The following is a 20,373-nucleotide window of genomic DNA, read 5'->3' as shown; positions in this document are numbered from 1 at the left end:
GCGCCTGAACAGAAAGCCGGTGCTTGCACCGGCTTTTTTCATGGCCGAACGCGCCGAGGGCGCGTTCTTCACGGGCGCGAGTTGCGCGTGTCGGCTGGCTCCTTGAGGCCGAACAACGCCGCGGCATTGCCCCACGCGATGCCCTTGGCCACGGCCGGCGGCAGGTCGCCGAGCCACAGGCGCGCCTGCGTCATCAGCGCTTCGTAGCTGTCCCAGCGCGCGTTGACCCAGGTGTCGGAGCCGACCAAAAAGCGGCCCGGAAATTCGAGCATCAACGTTTTCCAGTCGGCGCTCAGGTGGCCGCTGCCGTCGGTGAGGCCTGGCCGGTACGACAGCTCGCCCATCAGCTTCGGGTACTTCAGCAGCAGCGCGCGCACCCGTGCGACCGGCGCGCCGCCGATGCCGGTGTGGGCCCAGATCAGTTTCGCGTCGGGCGCGTGCGCCATCAGCAGGTCGATCGCGTCGTCGTCGACGTGCGCCAGCACGGCCAGGTCTTTCGCCTGCGCCAGCTGCATCAGCTTGCGTGCGACGGGCCCGTTGGCGTTGGCACTCTCGTACAGATGGAACTCGCCGATGCCGCGGAACGGGCCCGAGGGCGTGCCGGCGGCGAGCTGCTGCAGCACCATCGTGTGGATGGATTCGTCCTTGAACCAGCCGCTGTAGTCGGCGCGGTTGCGGTACAGGCGCACGAAGGGCACGACCGTGACACCGGCGGCGCGGGTCGCGTCGAGCGCGGTGGCGAGAGCGCGTGTGCCGTCGTTGGGCCGGCTGTTGGCGACGATCGCGCGCACGCCGCTGCGCTGCATTCGGCCGAGCACATCGGCCATCGGGTAAGGTCCGACGGCTTCTTCGTTGTAGTGCAGGTGCGTGTCGAACAGCGGGCCGGCATACGGTTCGGCGCGTGCGTTCATCGCCAGGGCAAACAACGCGAGCGCGCCGAGGCCGAGGCGTCGAAGCATGTTGCGCGGAGTCATGCTCATGCCTTTGCCAGGCGCCGCTGCAGAAAGTCGAGCCGGTCCTGGCCCCAGAACAACTCGCCTTCCACGACGTAACTCGGCGCACCGAAAACGCCTGCGTCGATGGCGCGCTGCGAATTGGCGGCGTAGCGCTCTTGCACGGCTGCCGAGTGCGCGTCGTCGGCGCGCTGCGCCGGCAGCCCGAGCGTCTTCAGCATCAGCGCGAGCTCCTGTTCGTCGGCGATGTTGCGGTCTTCGACCCACACGGCGCGCATCACGGCACCGGCGATGGCCATCGCGGCGTCAGTACCGTCGTGAAGCTCGACCGAGATGATCACGCGCGAGGCCGCGTCGCTCGCCACCGGGAAATACTTCGGATGCAGGTTGAGCGGCACGCCGAGGTGCTGGCTGAAGCGGGGCAACTCGACCAGCCGATAAGCCTGCCGCTGCGGCGCCCGCTGCCCCAGCGGCAGGCCGCCCGACACGGGGAACACCTTGCCCAGATCGACCGGCAAGACCTGGATCTGCGCGCCAGCGGCCCGCGCGATGCTGGCGAAGCGTTCATGGCCGAGGTACGTCCAGGGTGATTGCGGCGAGAAGTAGTAGTCGACGGTGGTGCTCACGGCGCTCCTTCGAAGGTGGTGCAGAAGTCTATCGAGCCCGCGCGTCCCGTGCGCGGGCAGGGCGCATCTCGCGCATCAGTCCTACAGACGCTGCCACGCTGGCGTTGTAGATTGAGCGGATGAAAAGATCGAGACAAACCTTGTGAACTGGGATCAGTTCGGGCCGGTGGTGGCCTGGCCCGTGATGCTGCTGGCGGCCTGGCTGGCGGGTGAATGGGCCTTTCGCTTCGCGCGCGTGCCGCGGGTCTGCGCTTACGGGTTGGCCGGTCTCGTGCTGGCCGGCACGGGCCTCTCGCGTGAAGTGGCTTCTCATGCGTCGCTTGGTTTCATGGCCAACGTGGCGCTCGCACTCACGCTGTTCGAGCTCGGCTACCGCATCAACCCGCGCTGGTTTCGCCACAACCCCTGGGTGCTGGCAGCGGGCGTCTTGCAGGCCGCGCTCACGTTCGGCGCGGTGTTCTGGGTGGCGGGCCAGTTCGGCCTGGCGATCGACCACCGCCTCGTGCTCGCCTCGTTGTGCGTGGCCACCTCGCCGGCCGCGGTGATGCGCGTGACGCACGAGCTGCGCAGCGCCGGCCAAGTGACCGAGCGGCTGCTGCACCTGTGCGCACTCAACTGCCTGCTGGCGGTGCTGCTGCTTAAGCTCGTGGTCGGCTACTGGCACCTCGAAACCAGCGGCGACCTCGGCAAGGCCTTGTTCAACAGCGTCTACGTGATCGTGCTGTCGCTGCTGGCCGGTGCGGTGGCCGGCGTGATCGCGCCGGCCCTGAACCGCCTGGCCACCAGCAGCCAGAGCACGACCGTCACTTTCGCGATCTGCGTGCTGCTGCTGGCCGGCGTCGCGCAGACCCTGCAGCTCTCGCCGCTGCTGGCCGCGCTCGCTTTCGGCGCCGTGGCGCGCGAGCGCCGCATCATGCTGAGCCACGCGCAGCGCAACTTCGGCGTGCTGGGCGACCTGCTCGCGGTGTTCCTCTTCGTCTACATCGGCAGCCTGCTGTCTTGGGAAGGCCTGGCCGCCGGCTTGCTGCTCGGCGTGGCGCTGCTGGTGGTGCGCACGGGCTCGCACACGCTGGTCAACGTGAGCCTCGCGCGTTTCAGCGGCACCACCTTCCGCAAGGGCGCGCTGACCGGCTTCGCGTTGATGCCGATGTCGGCCTTCGTGCTGCTGCTGCTCGAAGAAAGCCGCACCTATGGCTTCGACCTGGCGCGCGAGAGCCTGCCGGTGATCGTCGGCCTGCTCGTGCTGCTCGAAGTGGTCGGGCCCTGGGTCACGCAGCGCGCGCTGTTGTGGGCCCGCGAAGCGCACCCCGAGGAGAACTGATGCCATTGGAACCCTTCGGCCAGTCCAGCGCGCTGTCGCTCGGCGTCGAGCTCGAACTGCAGCTCGTCAACACCGTCGACTTCGATCTGACCTCGGGCGCCAACGACCTGCTGGAGCTGCTCTCGCGCAAGCCCTTTCCGGGCACCGTCACGCCCGAGATGACGCAGAGCATGATCGAGATCGCGACCAGCATCCAGACCCGCCACACGCCGCTGCTCGCCGAGCTGCGTGGCATGCGCGACACGCTCGTCAAAGCCTGCGACCGCCTGAACATCGACCTCTGCGGCGGTGGCACGCACCCGTTCCAGCGCTGGTCGGAGCAGCGTGTGTTCGCCAAGCCGCGCTTCCAGCAGATCTCTCAGCTCTACGGTTACCTCGCCAAGCAGTTCACCGTGTTCGGCCAGCACGTGCACGTGGGTTGCGCTTCGGGCGACGACGCGATGTTCCTGCTGCATTCGCTCAACCGCTACGTGCCGCACTTCATCGCACTGAGTGCCTCGTCACCGTTCTTTCAGGGTGTCGACACCATGTTCGACTCGGCGCGGCTCAATTCGGTGTTCGCCTTCCCGCTCAGCGGCCGCGCGCCCTTCATGCTGAGCTGGGACGAATTCGCCAACGGCTACTTCACGAAGATGGAAGCGACCGGCGTGGTGAAGTCGATGAAGGATTTCTACTGGGACATTCGCCCCAAGCCCGAGTACGGGACGATCGAGCTGCGCGTGTGCGACACGCCGCTCACCGTCGAGCGCGCCGCCGCACTCGCGTGTTACCTGCAGGCGCTGTGCAGCCGCCTGCTCGAACGCGACCAGCCGGTGCCCACCGAAGACGATTACCTCGTCTACACCTTCAACCGTTTTCAGGCCTGCCGCTTCGGCCTGGACGGCACCATGGTCGACCCGCAGACGCGCGAGAGCCGCACGATCCGCGAAGACATTCTGGCCACGCTGCGCAAGGTGGCGCCGCACTTCGTGGCGCTCGAAAGCCTGCCCGCACTCGAAGAGATCGAACGCTGCGCCGCGCGCGACGGCAACCACGCCACGCATTTGCGCAAGGTGTATGGCGAAACGCGCAACCCGCAGAGCATGGTGCAGGAGAGCGCGCGCGCGTTGCGCTTCGGCCCGCGCGTCTGACGGCGCGGCTCAGGCCGCCAGCAGCGGCTTCAGGTATCGCCCGGTGAAGCTGTCCGGGTTTGCCGCCACCTCTTCCGGCGTCCCTTGTGCCACCACCGTGCCACCCCCCGCGCCACCTTCCGGCCCCATGTCGACGATCCAGTCGGCGGTCTTGATCACGTCGAGGTTGTGCTCGATCACGACGATGGTGTTGCCCGCGTCGCGCAGCTGGTGCAGCACCCGCAGCAACAGGTCGATGTCGGCGAAGTGCAGGCCGGTGGTGGGTTCGTCAAGAATGTAGAGCGTGCGGCCGGTGTCGCGCTTGCTCAGTTCGAGCGCGAGCTTCACGCGCTGTGCTTCACCGCCGCTGAGCGTGGTGGCGCTCTGGCCGAGGCGGATGTAGCCCAGGCCCACGTCGAGCAGCGTCTGCAGCTTGCGCGCGATGTTGGGCACGGCGTTGAAGTACGCGTGCGCGTCTTCGACGGTGAGGTTCAACACGTCGGTGATGTTCTTGCCCTTGTAGAGCACCTCGAGCGTTTCGCGGTTGTAGCGTTTGCCGTGGCACACGTCGCAGGGCACGTACACGTCGGGCAAGAAGTGCATCTCGACCTTGAGCACGCCGTCGCCCTGGCAGGCTTCGCAACGCCCGCCGGCCACGTTGAAGCTGAAGCGGCCGGCGCCGTAGCCGCGCTCCTTCGCGGTGTTCATCTCGGCGAAGAGTTCGCGGATCGGCGTGAACATGCCGGTGTAGGTGGCCGGGTTGCTGCGCGGCGTGCGGCCGATCGGGCTCTGGTCGACGTTGATGACCTTGTCGAAGGCCTCGAGGCCGCTGATCTCGTCGACCGGCTCCGACTCGGCGTGGCTGTTGTAGAGCTTGCGCGCCACGCTGGCGTAGAGCGTGTCGTTGACCAGCGTGCTCTTGCCCGAACCCGACACGCCCGTCACGCAGGTCAGCAGGCCGACCGGGATCTCGACCGATACGTTCTTCAGGTTGTTGCCGCGTGCGTTGACGATGCGGAGCTCGGTCGGGCCGTCGCCGTGCACGCCCCAGGCCTGGCCGCGGCGCGGAACGCGGCGTGCGGGCACCGCGATGCGCCGCGCGCGCGACAAGTACTGACCGGTCAGCGAGGCCGGGTTGGCGGCCACTTGCGCCGCCGTGCCCTGCGCCATCACGCGCCCGCCGTGCACGCCGGCACCCGGGCCCATGTCGATCACGTGGTCCGCGGCGAGGATCGCGTCTTCGTCGTGTTCGACCACCAGCACGCTGTTGCCGATGTCGCGCAGGTGGCGAAGCGTGCCGATCAGGCGTTCGTTGTCACGCTGGTGCAGGCCGATGCTGGGCTCGTCGAGCACGTACATCACGCCCGTGAGCCCCGAGCCGATCTGCGACGCCAGGCGGATGCGCTGCGACTCGCCACCCGAAAGCGAATCGGCGTTGCGGTCGAGGCTCAGGTAGTTCAGCCCTACGTCGTTCAGGAACTTCAGGCGCGAGCGGATCTCGCGCACCACCTTGTCGGCGATCTCGGCCTTGGCGCCTTGCAGTTTCAGCTTCTCGAAGTAAGCCAGGCACTCGCGCAAGGTGAAGTGTTCGACGCGGTAGATCGGCTCGCGCTCGCCGCTGGCCGCATCGGCCAGGAACACGTGGCGCGCTTCGCGGCGCAGGCGCGAGCCTTCGCAGTCGGGGCAGGGCTTGGCGCTCTGGTAACGCAGCAGGTCTTCGCGCACCGCGGCCGAGTCGGTCTCGCGAAAGCGCCGTGACAGGTTCGGCAAGATGCCCTCGAAAGGGTGCGACCGTTTCACGCTGCGCATCTTGCCGCGTGAACCTTCGGCTTCGTAGACGAACTCGATGTTCTCTTCGCCCGAGCCGTGCAGCAGCACGTGTTGTGCGTCTTTCGGCAGTTGCTCGAAAGCGGCGTCGATGTCGAACCGGTAGTGCCGCGCCACGCTCTCGAGCAGCGAGAAGGTGTAGCCGTTGCGCCGGTCCCAGCCCTTCACCGCGCCGCTGGCCAGGCTGAGCGACGGGAAGGCGACCACCCGGTCGGCGTCGAACACCGTGGTGTGGCCCAGGCCGTCGCAGGTGGGGCAGGCACCGACCGGCGAGTTGAACGAGAACAGGCGCGGTTCGAGCTCGCTCAGGGAGTAGCTGCAGACCGGGCAGGCGAACCTGCTGGAGAACAAGTGCTCCTTCGCCGTGTCCATCTCGAGTGCCACGGCGCGGCCGTCGGCGATGCGCAAGGCCGCCTCGAAACTTTCGGCCAGGCGTTGCTGCAAACCGGGCTGCACCTTCACGCGGTCGATCACCACGTCGATGTCGTGCTTCTCGGTCTTCTTCAGCTTCGGCAGGTCGGCCGCTTCATGCGCCGTGCCGTCGACACGGAAGCGCACATAACCCTGCGCCTGCATGTCGGCGAAGAGCTCGGTGAACTCGCCCTTGCGGTCGCGCACGACCGGCGCCAACACCATCAGGCGGGTGTCTTCAGGCAACGCGAGTGCGGCGTCGACCATCTGGCTCACGCTCTGCGCCTGCAGCGGCAGCTGGTGGTCGGGGCAGTAGGGCGTGCCGGCGCGGGCATAGAGCAGGCGCAGGTAGTCGTGGATCTCGGTCACGGTGCCGACGGTCGAGCGCGGGTTGTGCGAGGTCGCTTTCTGCTCGATGCTGATGGCGGGCGACAGGCCCTCGATCACGTCGACATCGGGCTTGTCCATCAACTGCAAAAACTGGCGCGCGTAGGCCGACAGGCTTTCCACATAACGCCGCTGGCCTTCGGCGTACAGCGTGTCGAACGCGAGCGAGCTCTTGCCCGAACCCGACAGCCCCGTGATCACCACGAGCTGGTTGCGCGGGATGTCGAGGTCGATGTTCTTCAGGTTGTGGGTGCGGGCCCCGCGAACGCGAATAGCGTTCGCGACCTCAGCGGACGGAACGCGAATAGCGTTCGCGACCTCCACGGAGGGAACGCGGATCTGCTGCGTGGCCTCTTTCGGCGCTGAGGGGGCAGAGGCTTCAGGCAGGTCGGGCATCGTGTGGGCGCGGCAAAACCGATCATGATAACGACCCGTGCCCGCACGGCCGGTGGCCGCGCCTCGGAGCTTGTGTCAGGGCGTGGCCGCGTCGAGCGCCTGGCGCAGCGAACCGGCCTCGCTCGCGCTCAGCGCGGCCGACGAGGAAGCGCCGGCGGCCTCGACCCACAAGGCGTTGCCGCTGAACCCCAGCGTGGCCTGGAGCACGCTGTCGCGCAAGAGCCGCACGCTGTTCGCCGGCTCGCGTGGCGTGCCGTCTGCGTCCACCCGCCAGAGCGCGCCGGTGCTGGCTTCGGCCGTGGCGAGCCAGGCTTGCAGGGCCGGGGTCATCGGCTGCGGCGCGCCCGCACCGCGCTGCCAGCGCCAGCGTTCAGGCTGTGGCGCGATACCCGCTCGCAACGCGGCCAGCGGCGCATCGCCGGCACCGGCCACGCGTGCCTTGGCGAGCGCGGGGCTCGCGGCGCCCTGCGAGGCGCGCAGGGCGTCGCGCGGCGACGTGGCCGAGTCGGCGGCGGTGGTGGCGGGTGCCGACAGCTCGGCCGCTGCTTTTGCGGCCGGCGCCGCACGCTCGCGCCGCTCGGCGAAAGGGGCGGGTGCTTCGTTGGCGGTGGTGGCGGCCCGCGGTGCCGGCGCCGGCGGCGCGGCCGGGAAAGCGGCAGGTGGTGGCGCCGCCGCGGCCACTGCGGGTGCGGTGTCTGCTTCGGCGCGTTGCCGCGGCAGTTCGACGGCGGGCCGCGACACGCGGGCGCTGGTCTCGGCATCGCGCGTCTCGGATTCTTTCTTCGCGGCTTCTTTCTTGTCGGCCAGGCGGCCGCGGGCGGCGATTTCGGCGGGCCGGGGCGCAGCCGCCTCGGCCGGCGTGGCCTGCGGCGCGGCGGCCACCACGGCGGGCGGCACGGCGGGCGGCACGACATCGGCGCGCGCCTGTGGCGTCGAAGAGACCACCTCGGGCTCGCGGGGCAGGGTGGCGTCGAGCGGCTGGTCCCACCACATCACCCCGACCAGGGTCGCCACCATCACGCTGGCAAAACCGGCCGCCACCGGCGGGCGCGCGAGCCAGGCCCCCACCGAAGCGAGCCACTGCAGCGGGCCGCGCGACTCAAGCGCGGGCGCTGCACGAGCAGCGGCCGGTCGAGGCGCCGCGGCCCGCGCTTCACGCAGGATCGCCGCGCTGAGTGCCGGCGGTGCGTCGGCGTTCGCGTCGGGCGCGTGGCGCAGGGCCTGTGCGAGCCAGGCGTCGCGGTCTTCGTCGCGCGGGCTCATGACGCGTCAACCCCCGCGTTCGTGAGCACGGGCGCGAGGTAGGCGCCCATGCAGGTGCGCAACTTCTTCATCGCGTAGCGCAGCCGTGTTTTCGCGGTCTCGAAGCCGACTTCGAGGGCGGTGGCCACCTCGTCGAGGGCCAGGCCGTCGTCGTGGTGCAGCAGGAAGGCGCTGCGCTGTGGCAGCGGCAGTTGCTCGAGGCAGGTCAGCAGGCGTTCGCCGGCGCGGCGCCAGAACGCGAGTTCTTCGCTGTGCGGCGCGGCGCTCGCCGGTGCCGGCCAGTGCTGCCACGCGTTGGCATCGGGCTCCCACGGTTCCTGGCCGCCGCTCTCGAACGCGTCGATCGAGACCTCGCGGCCGCTGCGCCGCAGCAGGTCGATCACGCGGTGGTGCGCGAGCGTGAACAGCCAGGTGCGAAAGCTCGCACCTTGGGGCGACCAGGTGCTGCGCGCTTTCACGACACGCAGCCAGGTGTCCTGAAACACCTCGTCGGTCTGCGCGGCGAGCGCGGTGCCGAGCAGTCGCCGCACGAAGCGGTACAGGCCGGCGCGATGGCGCTCGTACAAATGCTCGAAGGCGGCAGCGTCGCCACGGGCATAGGCGGCCATCAGCGTGTCGTCGTCGGGTTCGGGCGTGCTGTGCATCGGTAAGAAGTCTGCCTCATTCGAACCTGATACGGCCGGTGGGTGTGGGTGGGGTGAAGTGTTTTCACCGAGGCGATGCGCGGCGTCGCCTTCACCCCGACTTGCGGGCAGCGGCGTATCACCCGCACCCACCACCCCAGGACAAACCCATGAAACTCCCACGCTTCACCGCCGCCCCGGCCCTGTTGCTGATCGCCGCGCTGGCCGCTTGCGCTGCTTCGTTCGATGAACAGAGCGCACACGCTGCCACCGCCCCCACCGCGTGGCCACCGGCCTGGCAAGACGCGCCGCCCACACCCCCGGGCAGCTTCACACCGCCGGCCTTCGAGCCGCCTTCGGCCAACCATTGCCAGCGTGCACCGACCACGCGTGAAGTGCCGGGCCGCAGCGCGCAGGAGAACGACGCCGCCTGGCACCTGCGCAAGGACTCGGGCGACAAGCGGCGGGCCGATGCCGAGGCGGTGGCGTCGAGTGCAGGCCGCGCTGCGCCCAGGGCCGCGGCGCCGGCCGCCGCCAAGGAAGAGTCGGAACGACGCATGCGCCCGTTGAGCGACGCCATCGCGCCCGCGAGACAGGCGCCGGTCGACGCCGTCGTCACGGCCGGGGTCGTCGACGACAACGCCGACTTCGGCGCCTACCTCGCCTACCGCCATCGCAACACGCAGCAGCCGGTGCGTGACCGTGACATCAGCGAGCGTTATCTGCTCGAAGTGCTCGACGCCGCCGGCCGCCCGGTGCACGACGCCGAAGTGGCGGTGCAGCGTGCCGGTGTGGCCGAGCCGGTGATGTGGGCCCGCACCGACACCGCCGGCCACGTGTGGCTGCACCCGCGCGCATTCATCGCGCCGGCCTTCTCGGCCGAGCCGCTGCTGGGCGTGGCCGTGCGCAAGGGCGCCACGCAGGCGCGCGCCACGCTCGTGCGTGGCCAGGCGAACGCGCTGCAGGTGCGGCTCGACGCAACGCGTGGCCCGCAGCGCCCGCGCCTCGACCTCGTCTTCATGGTCGACGCCACCGGCTCGATGGGCGACGAGATCGGCAAGCTGAAGAGCTCGATGCGCGCGATGGCCGACCAGATCGCGCAGCTGCCCGGCCAGCCCGACATCTGCTACGGCCTGGTCGCCTACCGCGACCGTGGCGATGCCTTCATCACGCGCACCCACGACCTGACCAACGACCTGGGCGCTTTTCAGGCGCTGCTCGCGAAAGTGCAGGCCCAGGGCGGCGGCGACACACCCGAAGCCTTGAACGAAGCCTTGCACGAGGTCGTGCACGGCCTGGCCTGGCGCAGCGACGCCGCGCGGCTGGTGGTGATGGTGGCCGACGCGCCGCCGCACCTCGACTACGGCGGCCCGCAGTACGGCACCGACATGCAGGCCGCGCTGGCCAAGGGCATCAAGTTGTTCGCGGTCGGCGCGAGCGGGCTCGACCCGGTGGGCCAATACGTCTTCCGCCAGCTCGCTCAGTACACCGCGGGGCGCTTCGTGTTCCTGACCTACAAGAACGCGGTCGACCCGACCAGCGGCCCGGGCACGCAGACCGTGCACGACGTGAAGAACTATTCGGTGCAGACGCTCGACAAGCTGGTGCTGCGGCTGGTCGGCGAAGAGATGGCGCGGCTCGGGCGCGGCTGAGCGACGCGTTCAGCCGCCGAGCACGCGCAGGATCTCGCGCCCGTAGGCTTCGAGCTTTTTCGCGCCCACGCCGCTGACCTGCGCCAGCGCGTCGAGCGAATCGGGTTGCGCCTGCGCCATCTCGGCCAGCGTGGCGTCGTGGAACACCACGTAGGCCGGCAGGTTGTGTTCGCGTGCCACCTCGGCGCGCCATTCCTTCAGCGCGGCGAAGCGCTCCAGGCCTTGTTCGTCGAGCGGCAGCGGCGGTGGTTTGTCCTTGCCGCCGCGCCCTGATTTCGTCACACGGCCGCCGGCCTTCGAACGCTTGGGCGTGGCGCTCGCTTCGCGGAGCAGCATCTGCACGTCGCCACGCAGCACGTCGCGCGCGGTGGCCGTGAGCTCCAGCGTGTTGTATTCGCCTTCGGTCTGCAGATAGCCGAGCGCGATCAGCTGGCGCAGCACGACGCGCCATTGCGCTTCGCTCACGTCGGCGCCGATGCCGAAGGTGCTCAGGCTCTCGTGCCCGTATTGCGTGACCTTGTCGGTGCTCTTGCCGCGCAGCACGTCGATCAGGTGGCCGGCGCCGAAGCGCTGGCCGCGGTTTTGATGAAAGCGGTAGATGCAGCTCAGCGCCTTGCGCGCGGCTTCGGTCGCGTCCCAGGTGGCGGGCGGGTTCAGGCAGTTGTCGCAGGCGTTCTGATAGGGCGCACAGCGTTCGCTCTGTTCGCCGAAGTAGGCGAGCAGGCGCACGCGCCGGCAGTCGTGCGCTTCGGCCAGGGTGAGCAGCGCGTCGAGCTTGCCGCGCTGGCCACGCTTGAACTCTTCGGCGGCCGGGCTCTCGTCGATCATGCGGCGCTGGTTCACCACGTCGGCGAGACCGTAGGTCATCCAGGCGTCGGCGGGCTGGCCGTCGCGGCCGGCGCGGCCGGTCTCCTGGTAGTAGGCCTCGATGTTCTTCGGCAGGTCGAGGTGCGCCACGAAGCGCACATCGGGTTTGTCGATGCCCATGCCGAAAGCGATGGTCGCGACCATCACCACGCCTTCCTGGCGCAGGAAACGGTCCTGGTGCTTGCGCCGCACATCGGCGTCGAGCCCGGCGTGGTACGGCAGGGCGCTGATGCCTTCGGTGTTCAGCCAGGCCGCGGTTTCGTCGACCTTCTTGCGCGACTGGCAGTACACGATGCCGGCGTCGCCCTCGTGTTCGTCTTGGATGAAACGCAGCAGCTGCTTGCGCGCGTCGTCTTTCTCGACCACGGCGTAGCGGATGTTCGGCCGGTCGAAGCTGCTGATGAAGACGCGCGCTTCGCCGAGCGCGAGGCGCTCGATGATGTCGGCGCGGGTCAGCTCGTCGGCGGTGGCGGTGAGCGCGATGCGCGGCACGCCGGGGTAACGCTCGTGCAGCAGGTTGAGCGCGAGGTAGTCTTCACGGAAGTCGTGGCCCCACTGGCTCACGCAATGCGCTTCGTCGATCGCGAACAGGCTGAGCAGGCCGCGTTCTTCGAGCGAATCGAGCTGCGCCAGCATGCGCGGCGTGGTCAGGCGCTCGGGTGCCACGTAGAGCAGCACGAGCCGGCCGCCCATCATCTCGCGCTCGATCTTCTGCGTCTCTTCGAGCGTGAGCGAAGAGTTCAGGAAGGCCGCGTGCACACCAGCTTCTTCGAGTGCGCCGACCTGGTCGTGCATCAGCGCGATCAACGGGCTGACGACGATCGCCACGCCACGCTCGGCACGGTGGCGCGCGATGGCCGGCACCTGGTAACACAGGCTCTTGCCGCCGCCGGTGGGCATGAGCACCAGCGCGTCGCCGCCTCGCACCACGTGGTCGACGATCTCGGCCTGCGCGCCACGAAAAGCGCTGTAGCCGAAGACGTCGTGCAGGATCGTCTCGGGGGACGTGGAGGCGAGGGTGGTCAAGGGGTCAGGCCGACGGCAAAGCCGCGATGGTACGGGACGGGGCGTGCGGCGCCCCCGCACCTTCGGGGGCAGCCGGGCGAGTGCACCCGCCATTCCCGCCTGCGGGTGGTGGTGGCTCGGGGTCGGGGAGCGATAATTGCACCAACCCCATCGCACACCCCGCGGAGCACCACCATGGCATCGGTCAACAAAGTCATCATCGTCGGCAACCTGGGCAAGGACCCGGAAGTGCGCTACATGCCCAGCGGCGGCGCCATCTGCAACGTCAACGTGGCGACCACACGCCAGTGGAAGAACAAGGAATCGGGCGAGAAGCAGGAAGAGACCGACTGGCACCGCATCGTCTTCTTCGACCGCCTGGCCGAAATCGCCGGCGAGTACCTGAAGAAGGGCCGCTCGGTCTATGTGGAAGGCCGCCTGCGCACCCGCAAGTGGACCGACAAGGAAGGCAAGGACCAGTACACCACCGAGATCGTCGCGACCGAAATGCAGATGCTCGGCGGCCGTGAAGGCATGGGCGGTGGCGGTGGTGGCGACGAAGGCGGGGGTGGTTACGGCGAGCGCAGCGCGCCGCAGCGCTCGGCCCCGGCTGGCCGCCCTTCGGCGCCGGCGTCGCGCCCCGCGCCGAAGTCGACGACCGGCTTCGACAACATGGACGACGACATTCCGTTCTAGAACTTGCTCAACGCCCGGCCATGCGGCCTTTCGGGCTGTCGGCGCGGTATTTTTCCCAGGCGGCCCGGCTGCTGGGGATCAACTTCATCACGCGTTCTTGAGACTCGACCGAGATGGACTTGTTCTTCATCAGCACCGGGATCTCCGCCAGCAGCAGGTCGGGGTACTTCTTCAGGATGCTGCCCGCGAAGACGTAGGTTTCACCGACCGCGTTCTTGACGTACCAGGCCGACAGGTTCTTCCAGATCTGCTGGCTCTCGTGCAGCGTCACGAGGTTTGCCTTGTAGGCGTTGCAGGCAAAGCCCCACATGGTCTTGAAGGTCGCGACACCGTCGGGCAACTGGAGCGAACCCTTGTAGCTTGGCAAGGTGCATTTCAGCTTCTTCAGCACGGTTTCGATCGGTTCCCAGCGGGGATTTTTGCCCAACTCCTGCGTCAGGAGTCTCTCGTACTTGGGGAGCTGGGTCCAGATCTTGACTCGGCCCTCCGTCATTCCCGAATAAATGACGGTCCGGTCCCGCTTCGCGGCGATCTTCGTCCGGTTCGCGGCCAGCCACTTGTGAAAGACGATGTAGGTCGGCTGCATGCCTTTCAACGGGTCTTCGCTCACGGTAGGTTCCTCGAGTTTGCTGGGAAGGTACATCTTCCGCCGACGCCGCACCGGCGTGCATCCTGCAAACAGAGGTTGCCGCCTCGCTCAAACGATCCGTTTGAGCACGTCGTACAGGTCTTTCGGCCGCACCGGCTTGAACAGCACGATGTGGCCGCTTTCGTGGATGCGCTGCACCTGGTCGGGTGCGGTGTCACCGGTCACGAGCACCGCCGGCACCGTGTAGCCGCACACCTGGCGGATCTGCTCGATGGCGCGGATGCCGTCTTCGCCGCCGCGCAGCCGCAGGTCGGAGATCACCACGTCGATCACCGAATCGTGGTTCAGCGCCGCGCGGCGGGCTTCGTCGACGGTGGCGGTGGCCAGCACGGTGTAGCCCCACTGGCGCAGCAGGTCCGACACGCTGGTGCGGATCGCTTCTTCGTCGTCGATGAACAGAATGGTGCGGATGTCGTCGATGCGTGTCGGCACGGTGTCGGAGCCGACGGTGAATTCTTCCATCTGCTCAAGGTCGGAGCCCTTGATCCAGATGCGGAACAGGCTGCCCTGGCCGACGCGTGATTGCACCGTGAGCGTGTGGTCGAGCAGCAGCGTGAGCCGCGCCACGATGGCCAAGCCGATGCCCAGGCCCTTGTTGCGGTCGCGCTCGGGGTTCTCGACCTGGTAGAACTCGCCGAAGATCTTCGGCAGCTCGGCTTCCGGAATGCCGATGCCGGTGTCCCACACTTCGATGTTGGTGCCGCCGCGCCAGTTGCGCGCCAGCACCACGATGCCGCCACTGTGGCAATAACGCAGCCCGTTCTGCACCAGGTTGGCGAGCGCACGCTCCAGCAACTGCGGGTCGCTCTTGACGACCTTGCCGCCGGGCTTGAAGCGCAGTTGCAGTCCGGCTTCTTCGGCCTGCCCGCCGAAGCTCATCTGCAGGCGCCGGAACAGGTCGCGCAACGGAAACAGCTGCGGGTGCGGCTCGACCGCCTGCGCGTCGAGCTTTGAAACGTCGAGGATCGCGTTGAAGGATTTGTCGAGCGCCTCGATCGACCGCATCATGTTGTAAATCAGCGGCAGGTCGGGCGAATTCGCCATGCGCTTCTCGAGCGTCGAGCCGAAGAAGCTCAACGCGTGCAGCGGCTGGCGCAGGTCGTGGCTGGCGGCAGCGAGAAAGCGGCTCTTGTCCTTGCTGGCGGCGGCCGTCAGCTCGACCTGTTCGTTCAGGCGTTTGACGAGCGCGGCGTTCTCGAACTGCGCGCGCAGCGTGGTGCTGAGCACGTGGTTCTGCTTCAGCACGTAGGTCAGGTTGACGAAGATGAAGAGCAGGGCGAACGCCGCGAGCCCCAGATTGGCCGGGCTGTAGTGCCACAGCAGCGCCAGCGGCGCTGGGCCCATCAGCGGCACGATCCAGAGCATCACCGAAAGGCGGTCGGTGGCGATGGCGGTGATGCCGCTCACCGCCACGCCGAGCAATACCAGCAGCAGGATGGCGGTGTAGGCCAGGTCGCCGGCAGGCAGGAACATCAGTGGCGCCAGCCCCCAGGTGGCGCTCATGCAGAACAGCGCTGCGCGGTAGCGGAACAGCCACACGGCCGGTTCGCGGCGCGTGCCCTTGGCACGCTGGAACGAGACCAGCACCGCCAGCCGCGCCGCCTGGCAGCCGTGCGCGAGCACCGCCCACACCAGCACCAGCGGGTCGTGGGTGTGGCCGTAGAACATGAGCCAGAACACCAGCGCCACCACCACCGCGCCAACGGCTGCCGGAATCGCGTTGTCGTAGAGGCGCTTGACTTCCGCGCGCATCACGCTGCGGTCGATGAAGTCGTCGGCGAGCAGCGGCTGGCCCGCGGCGGCCTGAACCACCGAGCCGGGGGCGCGGCCTTGCGGCCTGACGATCTTCATGCGGCGAGGCTCCGCTTCACTGCCGCGCCGGCGCCTGCGGCGTTCAACGGAACAGGCTGATCAGGTGCGAGCGCGATTTGACATCGAGCGCCAGCAGGATGGTGGAGACGTAGTTCTTCACGGTGCCGAGCGACAGCTTGGTCGAGTTGCTGATCTCTTGGTTGGTGCAGCCCGAAAGCACCAGTTCCAGGATCTCGAGGTGCCTTGCGCCGAGTTCGGCCACGCGGTCGTAGCTCGACGCCGACGGGAACTTCGGAAACGCCTGCACTGGCCGCGCCGGCGCCGAGCCCCCGGCCGGGTCGAGCTCGAGGATTGCCCGCAGCGTCTCGCGCATCGGGTCGGGCGAACCGCCCTTGTGAAGGTACCCGGCCGCACCCATCGCCTTGGCCTGTCGCACCACGAACTCGTCTTGTGTGCCACTCAGGATGAGCACCCGCGCGCCGGGGTGCACCGCGAGCATCTGCGACAGGCCGTGCAGGCCCTTGCAGTCGGCCAGGTTCAGGTCGAGCAGCACCACGGCAACATCTTGGTGTTCACCGTACAGGCGCAGCGCGTCGGCGAGCGTGGAAGCTTCGATCCAGTCGATGTGGGCGCCGTCGGTGCCGCTGAACAGCGCTTTCACGCCCATGCGCACCAGATCGTGGTCTTCGACCAGCAGCACCTTGTGGCGGCCGCCCGACGCCAGGGTCGCACTGTCTGCCGGAGCGATGTTCACTGACATGACGGGCCTTGAGCTGCTGATCGAGCGCATTCTTGCATAGCGGCCCCGCGCGAAACGGCTGTCTGGCGGGGCAGACCGACGCCGCCAGTTCGCTCGGGCCCCGACTGCGCCAACTTCAACCTAGGGGGGTGCGTGGCGCAGTGCGCACACCGTGCCGGGCCCGCGCCGGGCAACGGGTTTCGGGGCCGGAATTGCCCTAACTAAAGTCATTGGACTGGCCCGGCACGGCCTTCTAGAGTCCGGCGCTACCGTGAGGAGGCCGCGTGGTTGCACTGAGGTTCGTCCCGAGAATTACCCTCCGTCTGGCGCCGTTGATTCTGCTGGCCGTCGGTTCGTGGGCCGTCGCGCAGACGCAGTTCGCCGACGTCGAGCGCTCGATGGTCCAGCTCAACAAGGCGCGCCTGCAAGACGCCGACACCATCCTCGGCTTTGCGGCCGAAGGTGCGGCCCTCTACGCGGCCGAGCCGATCAAGCTCACCGGTTACCAATATTGCAGCCAGGCCGTCTCGCTGGCCGAAGCCGGTGAGTTCAGGCAAAGCCTGCGCGCGGCGTCGAAAGCCTTGCACCTCGCGGTCGACAGCAGCAACGAAGACCTGCTGGCGCTGGCCAAGCGCGACCTGGCGATCGTGATGAGCTACGGCGGTGACCTCGACAAGGCCGAGCTCTTCGCGCGACAGGCGCTGACGCACCAGGCCAAGGACCCGAAGGTCGTGGTCGGCCCCGCCTACAAGATCATTGGCGACGTGCAGGCGCGGCGCCGCAACTTCCCGGCTGCCATCGCCAGCTACGAACGCGCCGCGGCAGAAAGTTCAGATCGTTTCCGGCCGCTCGTGATGGGCTCGCTCGCGAACGCGCTGCTCGACGCGGGCGACCTGAAACGCGCCCGCAGCGTGCTCGACGCTGTGGTGCTGCCCGACAACAACCAGGCGCTGCGTGCCCAGCTCGACCGCTCGCACGCCCGGCTGCTGCTCGCCGAAGGCCGGGCCCCCGAAGCCTTGGCCGCCTACCAGGCGCTGGCGGCGCGCAATGCCGGGTTCGATTCGCCGTATCACCGCTTGTGGGCGCTCGAAGGTGTGGCGAACGCCCAGCTCGCGCTGGGCGACAAACGTGCCGCTTCCGACGCCTTGTTGCAGGCGCTCGACAGCCTCGACACGGTGCGCGCGCAGTTCCGCAGCGAAGAGGTCAAGCTCGGCCTGTTCTCCGACCTGCAAACCCTGTTCGAACGGGCGATCGGCCTGTCGCTCGACTTGGGCGATGCGGCACGCGCCCTGGACATCAGCGAAAAGAGCCGCGCCCGTGCCTTCCTCGATGCGGTGCGCGGCCGCGCGCCGGTGGCGCAGACGGCGCTGAGTGCGGTCAACGCCAGCACGCTGCAGGCGCTGCTCGCTCCTGATGAACGTGTACTGCAGTACCACTCGCTGAACGACCGCCTCGCCGTCTGGGTGGTGTCGCGCGACGCGGTGCGTGCCTTCACGATCCCGATCGCCCGTGCCGAACTGGCCGCCGCCGTCGAAGAATTGCGCCAGTCGATCACCGAAGGCCGGCGTGTCGCGCTCACCCAGGCCGACAAGCTCGGCGCGCAGCTGATCGGGCCGCTCGGCCTGGCCGGCGGCGAGCGACTCGTGGTCGTGCCGCACGGCCCGCTGCACTACCTGCCGTTCCAGGCGCTGCGGGTCGGCGGGGTCTACCTGATCGAGCGCCACCGCATCGCGGCGGTGCCGTCGATGAGCATTGCCGCGCAGCTGGTGGCGCGCAAGTCGAACACGCCGGCGCAGGTGGTGGCTTTCGGCAACCCGAAGATCGAGGCGCGCTACGACCTGCCGGGTGCCGACCGCGAAGTCGGCCAGCTGGCCAAGACCTTCCGCAGCACCACCAGCTACATGGGCGCGGAAGCGACCAAGACGCGCTTCAAGCAGGTGGCCTCCGATGCACGTGTCTTGCACGTGGCCGCCCACGCCGAAGCCGACCTGATCGACCCGCTGCGCTCGCGCATCCTGCTCGCCAACGAGAACCAGCGGCAGAGTTTTCTCGACGCGAGCGAGGTGCTCACGCTCGACTTGTCGAAGGTGGCGCTCGTCACGCTCTCGGCCTGCGAATCGGCGCTCGGGCGCATCGCCACCGGCGACGAAGTGCTGGGGTTCCCGCGCTCGTTTCTCTCGGCCGGCGCCGAGTCGATGATCGCTTCGCTCTGGCCGGTGGCCGACGACGCCACCTCGCTGCTGATGGACACCGTGTACCAGCGTCTGAGCCAGGGCGCCGACCTGCAGAGCGCCATGCAGAGTGGCCAGCTCGCGGTGCTGAAAACGCCGAAGCTGGCGCACCCGTTCTTCTGGGCGCCGTTCAACCTGATCGGCAACTGGCGTCTGACCCTTGAACGATAAGACCATGCCCGCAGCCACCCTTCGCCCAGCCCACCGCCGCGCCCTGAGCGCACTGGCCGCCGCCGCGTTGTGCGCTTGCGCCGCTGCGCAGGCGCAGACCGCCACGGCCGCCACACCGCCCCCGTCGACCGAAAAGAGCGCGGAGTTCGTGCTCAAGGGCATCGTCTTCCGCGGCATGACCGAGCTGCAGGACAACCAGGTCAGCACGCTGGCCGCGTCCTACATCGGCCGCCGCGTCACGCTGGCCGACCTGGAAAAACTCGCTGAACTCGTGACGCTCGAATACCGCGCGCGCGGCTTCTTTCTGGCGCAGGCGCTCGTGCCGCAACAGAAGATCGAAGACGGCCAGGCCGAGATCAGCGTGCTCGAAGGCCGGCTCGGCAAGGTGCAGCTGAAAGTCGCGACCGACGCGCCCACCAGCGAAGAGCGGGTCAGCGCGATCCTGGGCCGCCTGAAGCCCGGCGCCGCGCTGCAGCAGGCGAGTTACGAACGCACGATGCTGTTGTTGTCAGACCTGCCGGGCCTGAAAGTGCAGGCCGGGCTGGAGCAGGGTGCAGAGACTGGCACGACCGACCTCGTGGTCGAGGTGTCGGCCGCGCCCAAGCGCTGGCAGGCGTCGATCGAAGCCGACAACTACGGCACCGACGCCTCGGGCCGCGAGCGCCTGTCGGCGACCTTGCGTTACGCCAGCCCGTTCGGCATCGGCGACAACCTCGACGCCCGGCTGATGAGCAGCTCGGGCGCGCACCAGACCTTCGGCCGCCTGTCGTACGAGGCGCCGCTCGGCGCCGATGGCCTGCGCCTGGGCGCCGGTGTGAGCCGGGTCGGCTACGAACTCGGCGCGCAGTTCGCCGCGCTCGGCGCCACCGGCACGGCGCGGGTGTTCGACGTGTCGGCTGTGTACCCGCTGCTGCGCAGCCGCGGCCGCAACATGTTCCTGCGCGCCGTGATCGAGACCAAGGCGCTGCGCGACAAGACCGAAGCGGTTGCGCAAGACAGCGACAAGCGTGTCAACGCCGCGTCGCTCGGCATCACCTGGGAAGCGCGCGACATGCTCTTCGGTGGTGGCTACGTGAACGCCGGCGCCACGGCCTATTTCGGCCGCCTCGACCTGAACAACGACGCCACGCGCTCGCTCGACCAGGACCCGGCCACCGGCTACCGCACCGAAGGCAACTTCGCCAAGCTCGGCCTGACGGCTTCGCGGCTGCAGTCGCTGTTCGGGCGCCACAACCTGTTCGTGTCGCTGGTCGGGCAGGTCGCCAGCCACAACCTCGACCCTTCCGAAAAACTCGCGCTCGGCGGCGACCGCGCAGTGCGTGCCTACCCGAGCGGCGAAGTGCTGGTCGACACCGGCTGGATCGGCGGCGTCGAGTGGCGCTACAGCGCGACCGACGATCTCGTGCTGGCGCTCTTCCACGACGCCGGCCATGGCGAGCAGGCACACAAGCCCAACCCGGGTGACGTGCGCAACCGGCGCACGCTGCGTGGCACCGGCGTCGGCCTGACCTGGAGCGCACCGTGGGCGATCACGGTGCGCGGGGCGGTCGCGTGGCGCATGGGCGACCCACCGGTGTCCGACACCAACGCTTCCGACCCGCGGGTCATGGTGCAAGTTCAAAAGGCCTTCTGATC

General features: G+C 68.5%; 15 protein-coding genes. 6 read left to right on the top strand and 9 right to left on the bottom strand.

All coding sequences use genetic code 11. The features are described from left to right. Positions 1 to 68: 68 nt before the first annotated feature. Together AC30PD_RS23320 and AC30PD_RS23315 are read right to left on the bottom strand one after the other, a co-directional pair. The gene (locus AC30PD_RS23320; RefSeq protein WP_489538096.1) at positions 69 to 980 is read right to left on the bottom strand and encodes an amidohydrolase family protein; all 912 of its coding nucleotides are present in this window, start codon (positions 978 to 980) and stop codon (positions 69 to 71) included. After that, a complete protein-coding gene (locus tag AC30PD_RS23315) occupies positions 977 to 1,579 on the bottom strand; it encodes a 2-hydroxychromene-2-carboxylate isomerase (RefSeq protein ID WP_489538095.1) in 603 nt (200 codons plus the stop codon). The genes AC30PD_RS23320 and AC30PD_RS23315 overlap by 4 nt, the downstream gene beginning before the upstream one ends. 142 nt (positions 1,580 to 1,721) lie before the next feature. Here AC30PD_RS23315 and AC30PD_RS23310 point away from each other — a divergent pair, with 142 nt between their 5' ends. Together AC30PD_RS23310 and AC30PD_RS23305 are read left to right on the top strand one after the other, a co-directional pair. Next, positions 1,722 to 2,900 (top strand): cation:proton antiporter, encoded by a 1,179-nt coding sequence (locus AC30PD_RS23310; RefSeq protein WP_489538094.1) that lies wholly within the window; start codon positions 1,722 to 1,724, stop codon positions 2,898 to 2,900. Beyond that, positions 2,900 to 4,030 carry a YbdK family carboxylate-amine ligase gene (locus AC30PD_RS23305; protein WP_489538093.1) on the top strand — a complete coding sequence of 377 codons (1,131 nt, stop codon included), beginning with the start codon at positions 2,900 to 2,902 and terminating at the stop codon, positions 4,028 to 4,030. Before AC30PD_RS23310 ends, AC30PD_RS23305 begins: the two co-directional genes overlap by 1 nt. A gap of 9 nt (positions 4,031 to 4,039) precedes the next feature. Here the strand turns inward: AC30PD_RS23305 and uvrA are convergent, their stop codons facing one another. The 3 genes from uvrA to AC30PD_RS23290 form a co-directional block, all read right to left on the bottom strand. Further along, positions 4,040 to 7,030 (bottom strand): excinuclease ABC subunit UvrA, encoded by a 2,991-nt coding sequence (gene uvrA / locus AC30PD_RS23300; protein WP_489538092.1) that lies wholly within the window; start codon positions 7,028 to 7,030, stop codon positions 4,040 to 4,042. Positions 7,031 to 7,105: 75 nt separating this feature from the next. After that, entirely contained in the window at positions 7,106 to 8,293 is a 1,188-nt protein-coding gene (locus AC30PD_RS23295) for a hypothetical protein (RefSeq protein ID WP_489538091.1), read from the bottom strand. Continuing rightward, positions 8,290 to 8,937, bottom strand: a complete 648-nt coding sequence (locus AC30PD_RS23290; RefSeq protein ID WP_489538090.1) for a sigma-70 family RNA polymerase sigma factor — start codon at positions 8,935 to 8,937, stop codon at positions 8,290 to 8,292. The genes AC30PD_RS23295 and AC30PD_RS23290 overlap by 4 nt, the downstream gene beginning before the upstream one ends. Before the next feature lie 149 nt (positions 8,938 to 9,086). On the opposite strand from AC30PD_RS23290, the gene AC30PD_RS23285 reads away from it, so the two are divergent. Then, positions 9,087 to 10,568, top strand: a complete 1,482-nt coding sequence (locus AC30PD_RS23285) for a vWA domain-containing protein (RefSeq protein ID WP_489538089.1) — start codon at positions 9,087 to 9,089, stop codon at positions 10,566 to 10,568. Positions 10,569 to 10,577: 9 nt separating this feature from the next. Here the strand turns inward: AC30PD_RS23285 and recQ are convergent, their stop codons facing one another. Continuing rightward, positions 10,578 to 12,554, bottom strand: coding sequence for a DNA helicase RecQ (recQ, locus tag AC30PD_RS23280; RefSeq protein ID WP_489538088.1), 1,977 nt, complete (start codon positions 12,552 to 12,554; stop codon positions 10,578 to 10,580). Positions 12,555 to 12,635: 81 nt separating this feature from the next. On the opposite strand from recQ, the gene ssb reads away from it, so the two are divergent. Continuing rightward, on the top strand, positions 12,636 to 13,136 hold the full coding sequence (gene ssb / locus AC30PD_RS23275) for a single-stranded DNA-binding protein (protein WP_489538087.1): 501 nt from the start codon (positions 12,636 to 12,638) through the stop codon (positions 13,134 to 13,136). A gap of 7 nt (positions 13,137 to 13,143) precedes the next feature. Here ssb and AC30PD_RS23270 read toward each other — a convergent pair whose 3' ends face one another. From AC30PD_RS23270 to AC30PD_RS23260, 3 genes are all read right to left on the bottom strand, one after another. Continuing rightward, the gene (locus AC30PD_RS23270) at positions 13,144 to 13,746 is read right to left on the bottom strand and encodes a hypothetical protein (protein ID WP_489538086.1); all 603 of its coding nucleotides are present in this window, start codon (positions 13,744 to 13,746) and stop codon (positions 13,144 to 13,146) included. 87 nt (positions 13,747 to 13,833) lie between these two features. Beyond that, entirely contained in the window at positions 13,834 to 15,636 is a 1,803-nt protein-coding gene (locus tag AC30PD_RS23265; protein ID WP_489538085.1) for a hybrid sensor histidine kinase/response regulator, read from the bottom strand. Positions 15,637 to 15,679: 43 nt separating this feature from the next. Beyond that, complete coding sequence (locus tag AC30PD_RS23260) at positions 15,680 to 16,357, bottom strand: response regulator transcription factor (protein WP_489538084.1); 678 nt, start codon at positions 16,355 to 16,357, stop codon at positions 15,680 to 15,682. A gap of 311 nt (positions 16,358 to 16,668) precedes the next feature. Between AC30PD_RS23260 and AC30PD_RS23255 the strand changes: the two genes are divergently transcribed. Together AC30PD_RS23255 and AC30PD_RS23250 are read left to right on the top strand one after the other, a co-directional pair. Next, positions 16,669 to 18,738: a CHAT domain-containing protein gene (locus AC30PD_RS23255; protein ID WP_489538083.1), complete on the top strand. Its 2,070-nt coding sequence runs from the start codon at positions 16,669 to 16,671 to the stop codon at positions 18,736 to 18,738. 4 nt (positions 18,739 to 18,742) lie between these two features. Then, complete coding sequence (locus AC30PD_RS23250; RefSeq protein WP_489538082.1) at positions 18,743 to 20,371, top strand: ShlB/FhaC/HecB family hemolysin secretion/activation protein; 1,629 nt, start codon at positions 18,743 to 18,745, stop codon at positions 20,369 to 20,371. Positions 20,372 to 20,373: the final 2 nt, after the last annotated feature.

The sequence above is a fragment of the Rhizobacter sp. genome (assembly GCF_032229685.1).
Classification (GTDB): domain Bacteria; phylum Pseudomonadota; class Gammaproteobacteria; order Burkholderiales; family Burkholderiaceae_C; genus LMDS01.
Note: the sequence above shows the minus strand (reverse complement) of the source record. Positions and strands in the feature narration are given on the sequence as shown.

What these genes read in the sequence shown, in the direction of transcription:
- AC30PD_RS23260 (WP_489538084.1), bottom strand. Translation starts at nt 16,357, where the DNA reads ATGTCAGTGAACATCGCTCCGGCAGACAGTGCGACCCTGGCGTCGGGC.
- AC30PD_RS23285 (WP_489538089.1), top strand. Translation starts at nt 9,087, where the DNA reads ATGAAACTCCCACGCTTCACCGCCGCCCCGGCCCTGTTGCTGATCGCC.
- AC30PD_RS23250 (WP_489538082.1), top strand. Translation starts at nt 18,743, where the DNA reads ATGCCCGCAGCCACCCTTCGCCCAGCCCACCGCCGCGCCCTGAGCGCA.
- uvrA (WP_489538092.1), bottom strand. Translation starts at nt 7,030, where the DNA reads ATGCCCGACCTGCCTGAAGCCTCTGCCCCCTCAGCGCCGAAAGAGGCC.
- AC30PD_RS23290 (WP_489538090.1), bottom strand. Translation starts at nt 8,937, where the DNA reads ATGCACAGCACGCCCGAACCCGACGACGACACGCTGATGGCCGCCTAT.
- AC30PD_RS23295 (WP_489538091.1), bottom strand. Translation starts at nt 8,293, where the DNA reads ATGAGCCCGCGCGACGAAGACCGCGACGCCTGGCTCGCACAGGCCCTG.
- recQ (WP_489538088.1), bottom strand. Translation starts at nt 12,554, where the DNA reads ATGGCGGGTGCACTCGCCCGGCTGCCCCCGAAGGTGCGGGGGCGCCGC.
- AC30PD_RS23305 (WP_489538093.1), top strand. Translation starts at nt 2,900, where the DNA reads ATGCCATTGGAACCCTTCGGCCAGTCCAGCGCGCTGTCGCTCGGCGTC.
- AC30PD_RS23265 (WP_489538085.1), bottom strand. Translation starts at nt 15,636, where the DNA reads ATGAAGATCGTCAGGCCGCAAGGCCGCGCCCCCGGCTCGGTGGTTCAG.
- AC30PD_RS23320 (WP_489538096.1), bottom strand. Translation starts at nt 980, where the DNA reads ATGAGCATGACTCCGCGCAACATGCTTCGACGCCTCGGCCTCGGCGCG.
- ssb (WP_489538087.1), top strand. Translation starts at nt 12,636, where the DNA reads ATGGCATCGGTCAACAAAGTCATCATCGTCGGCAACCTGGGCAAGGAC.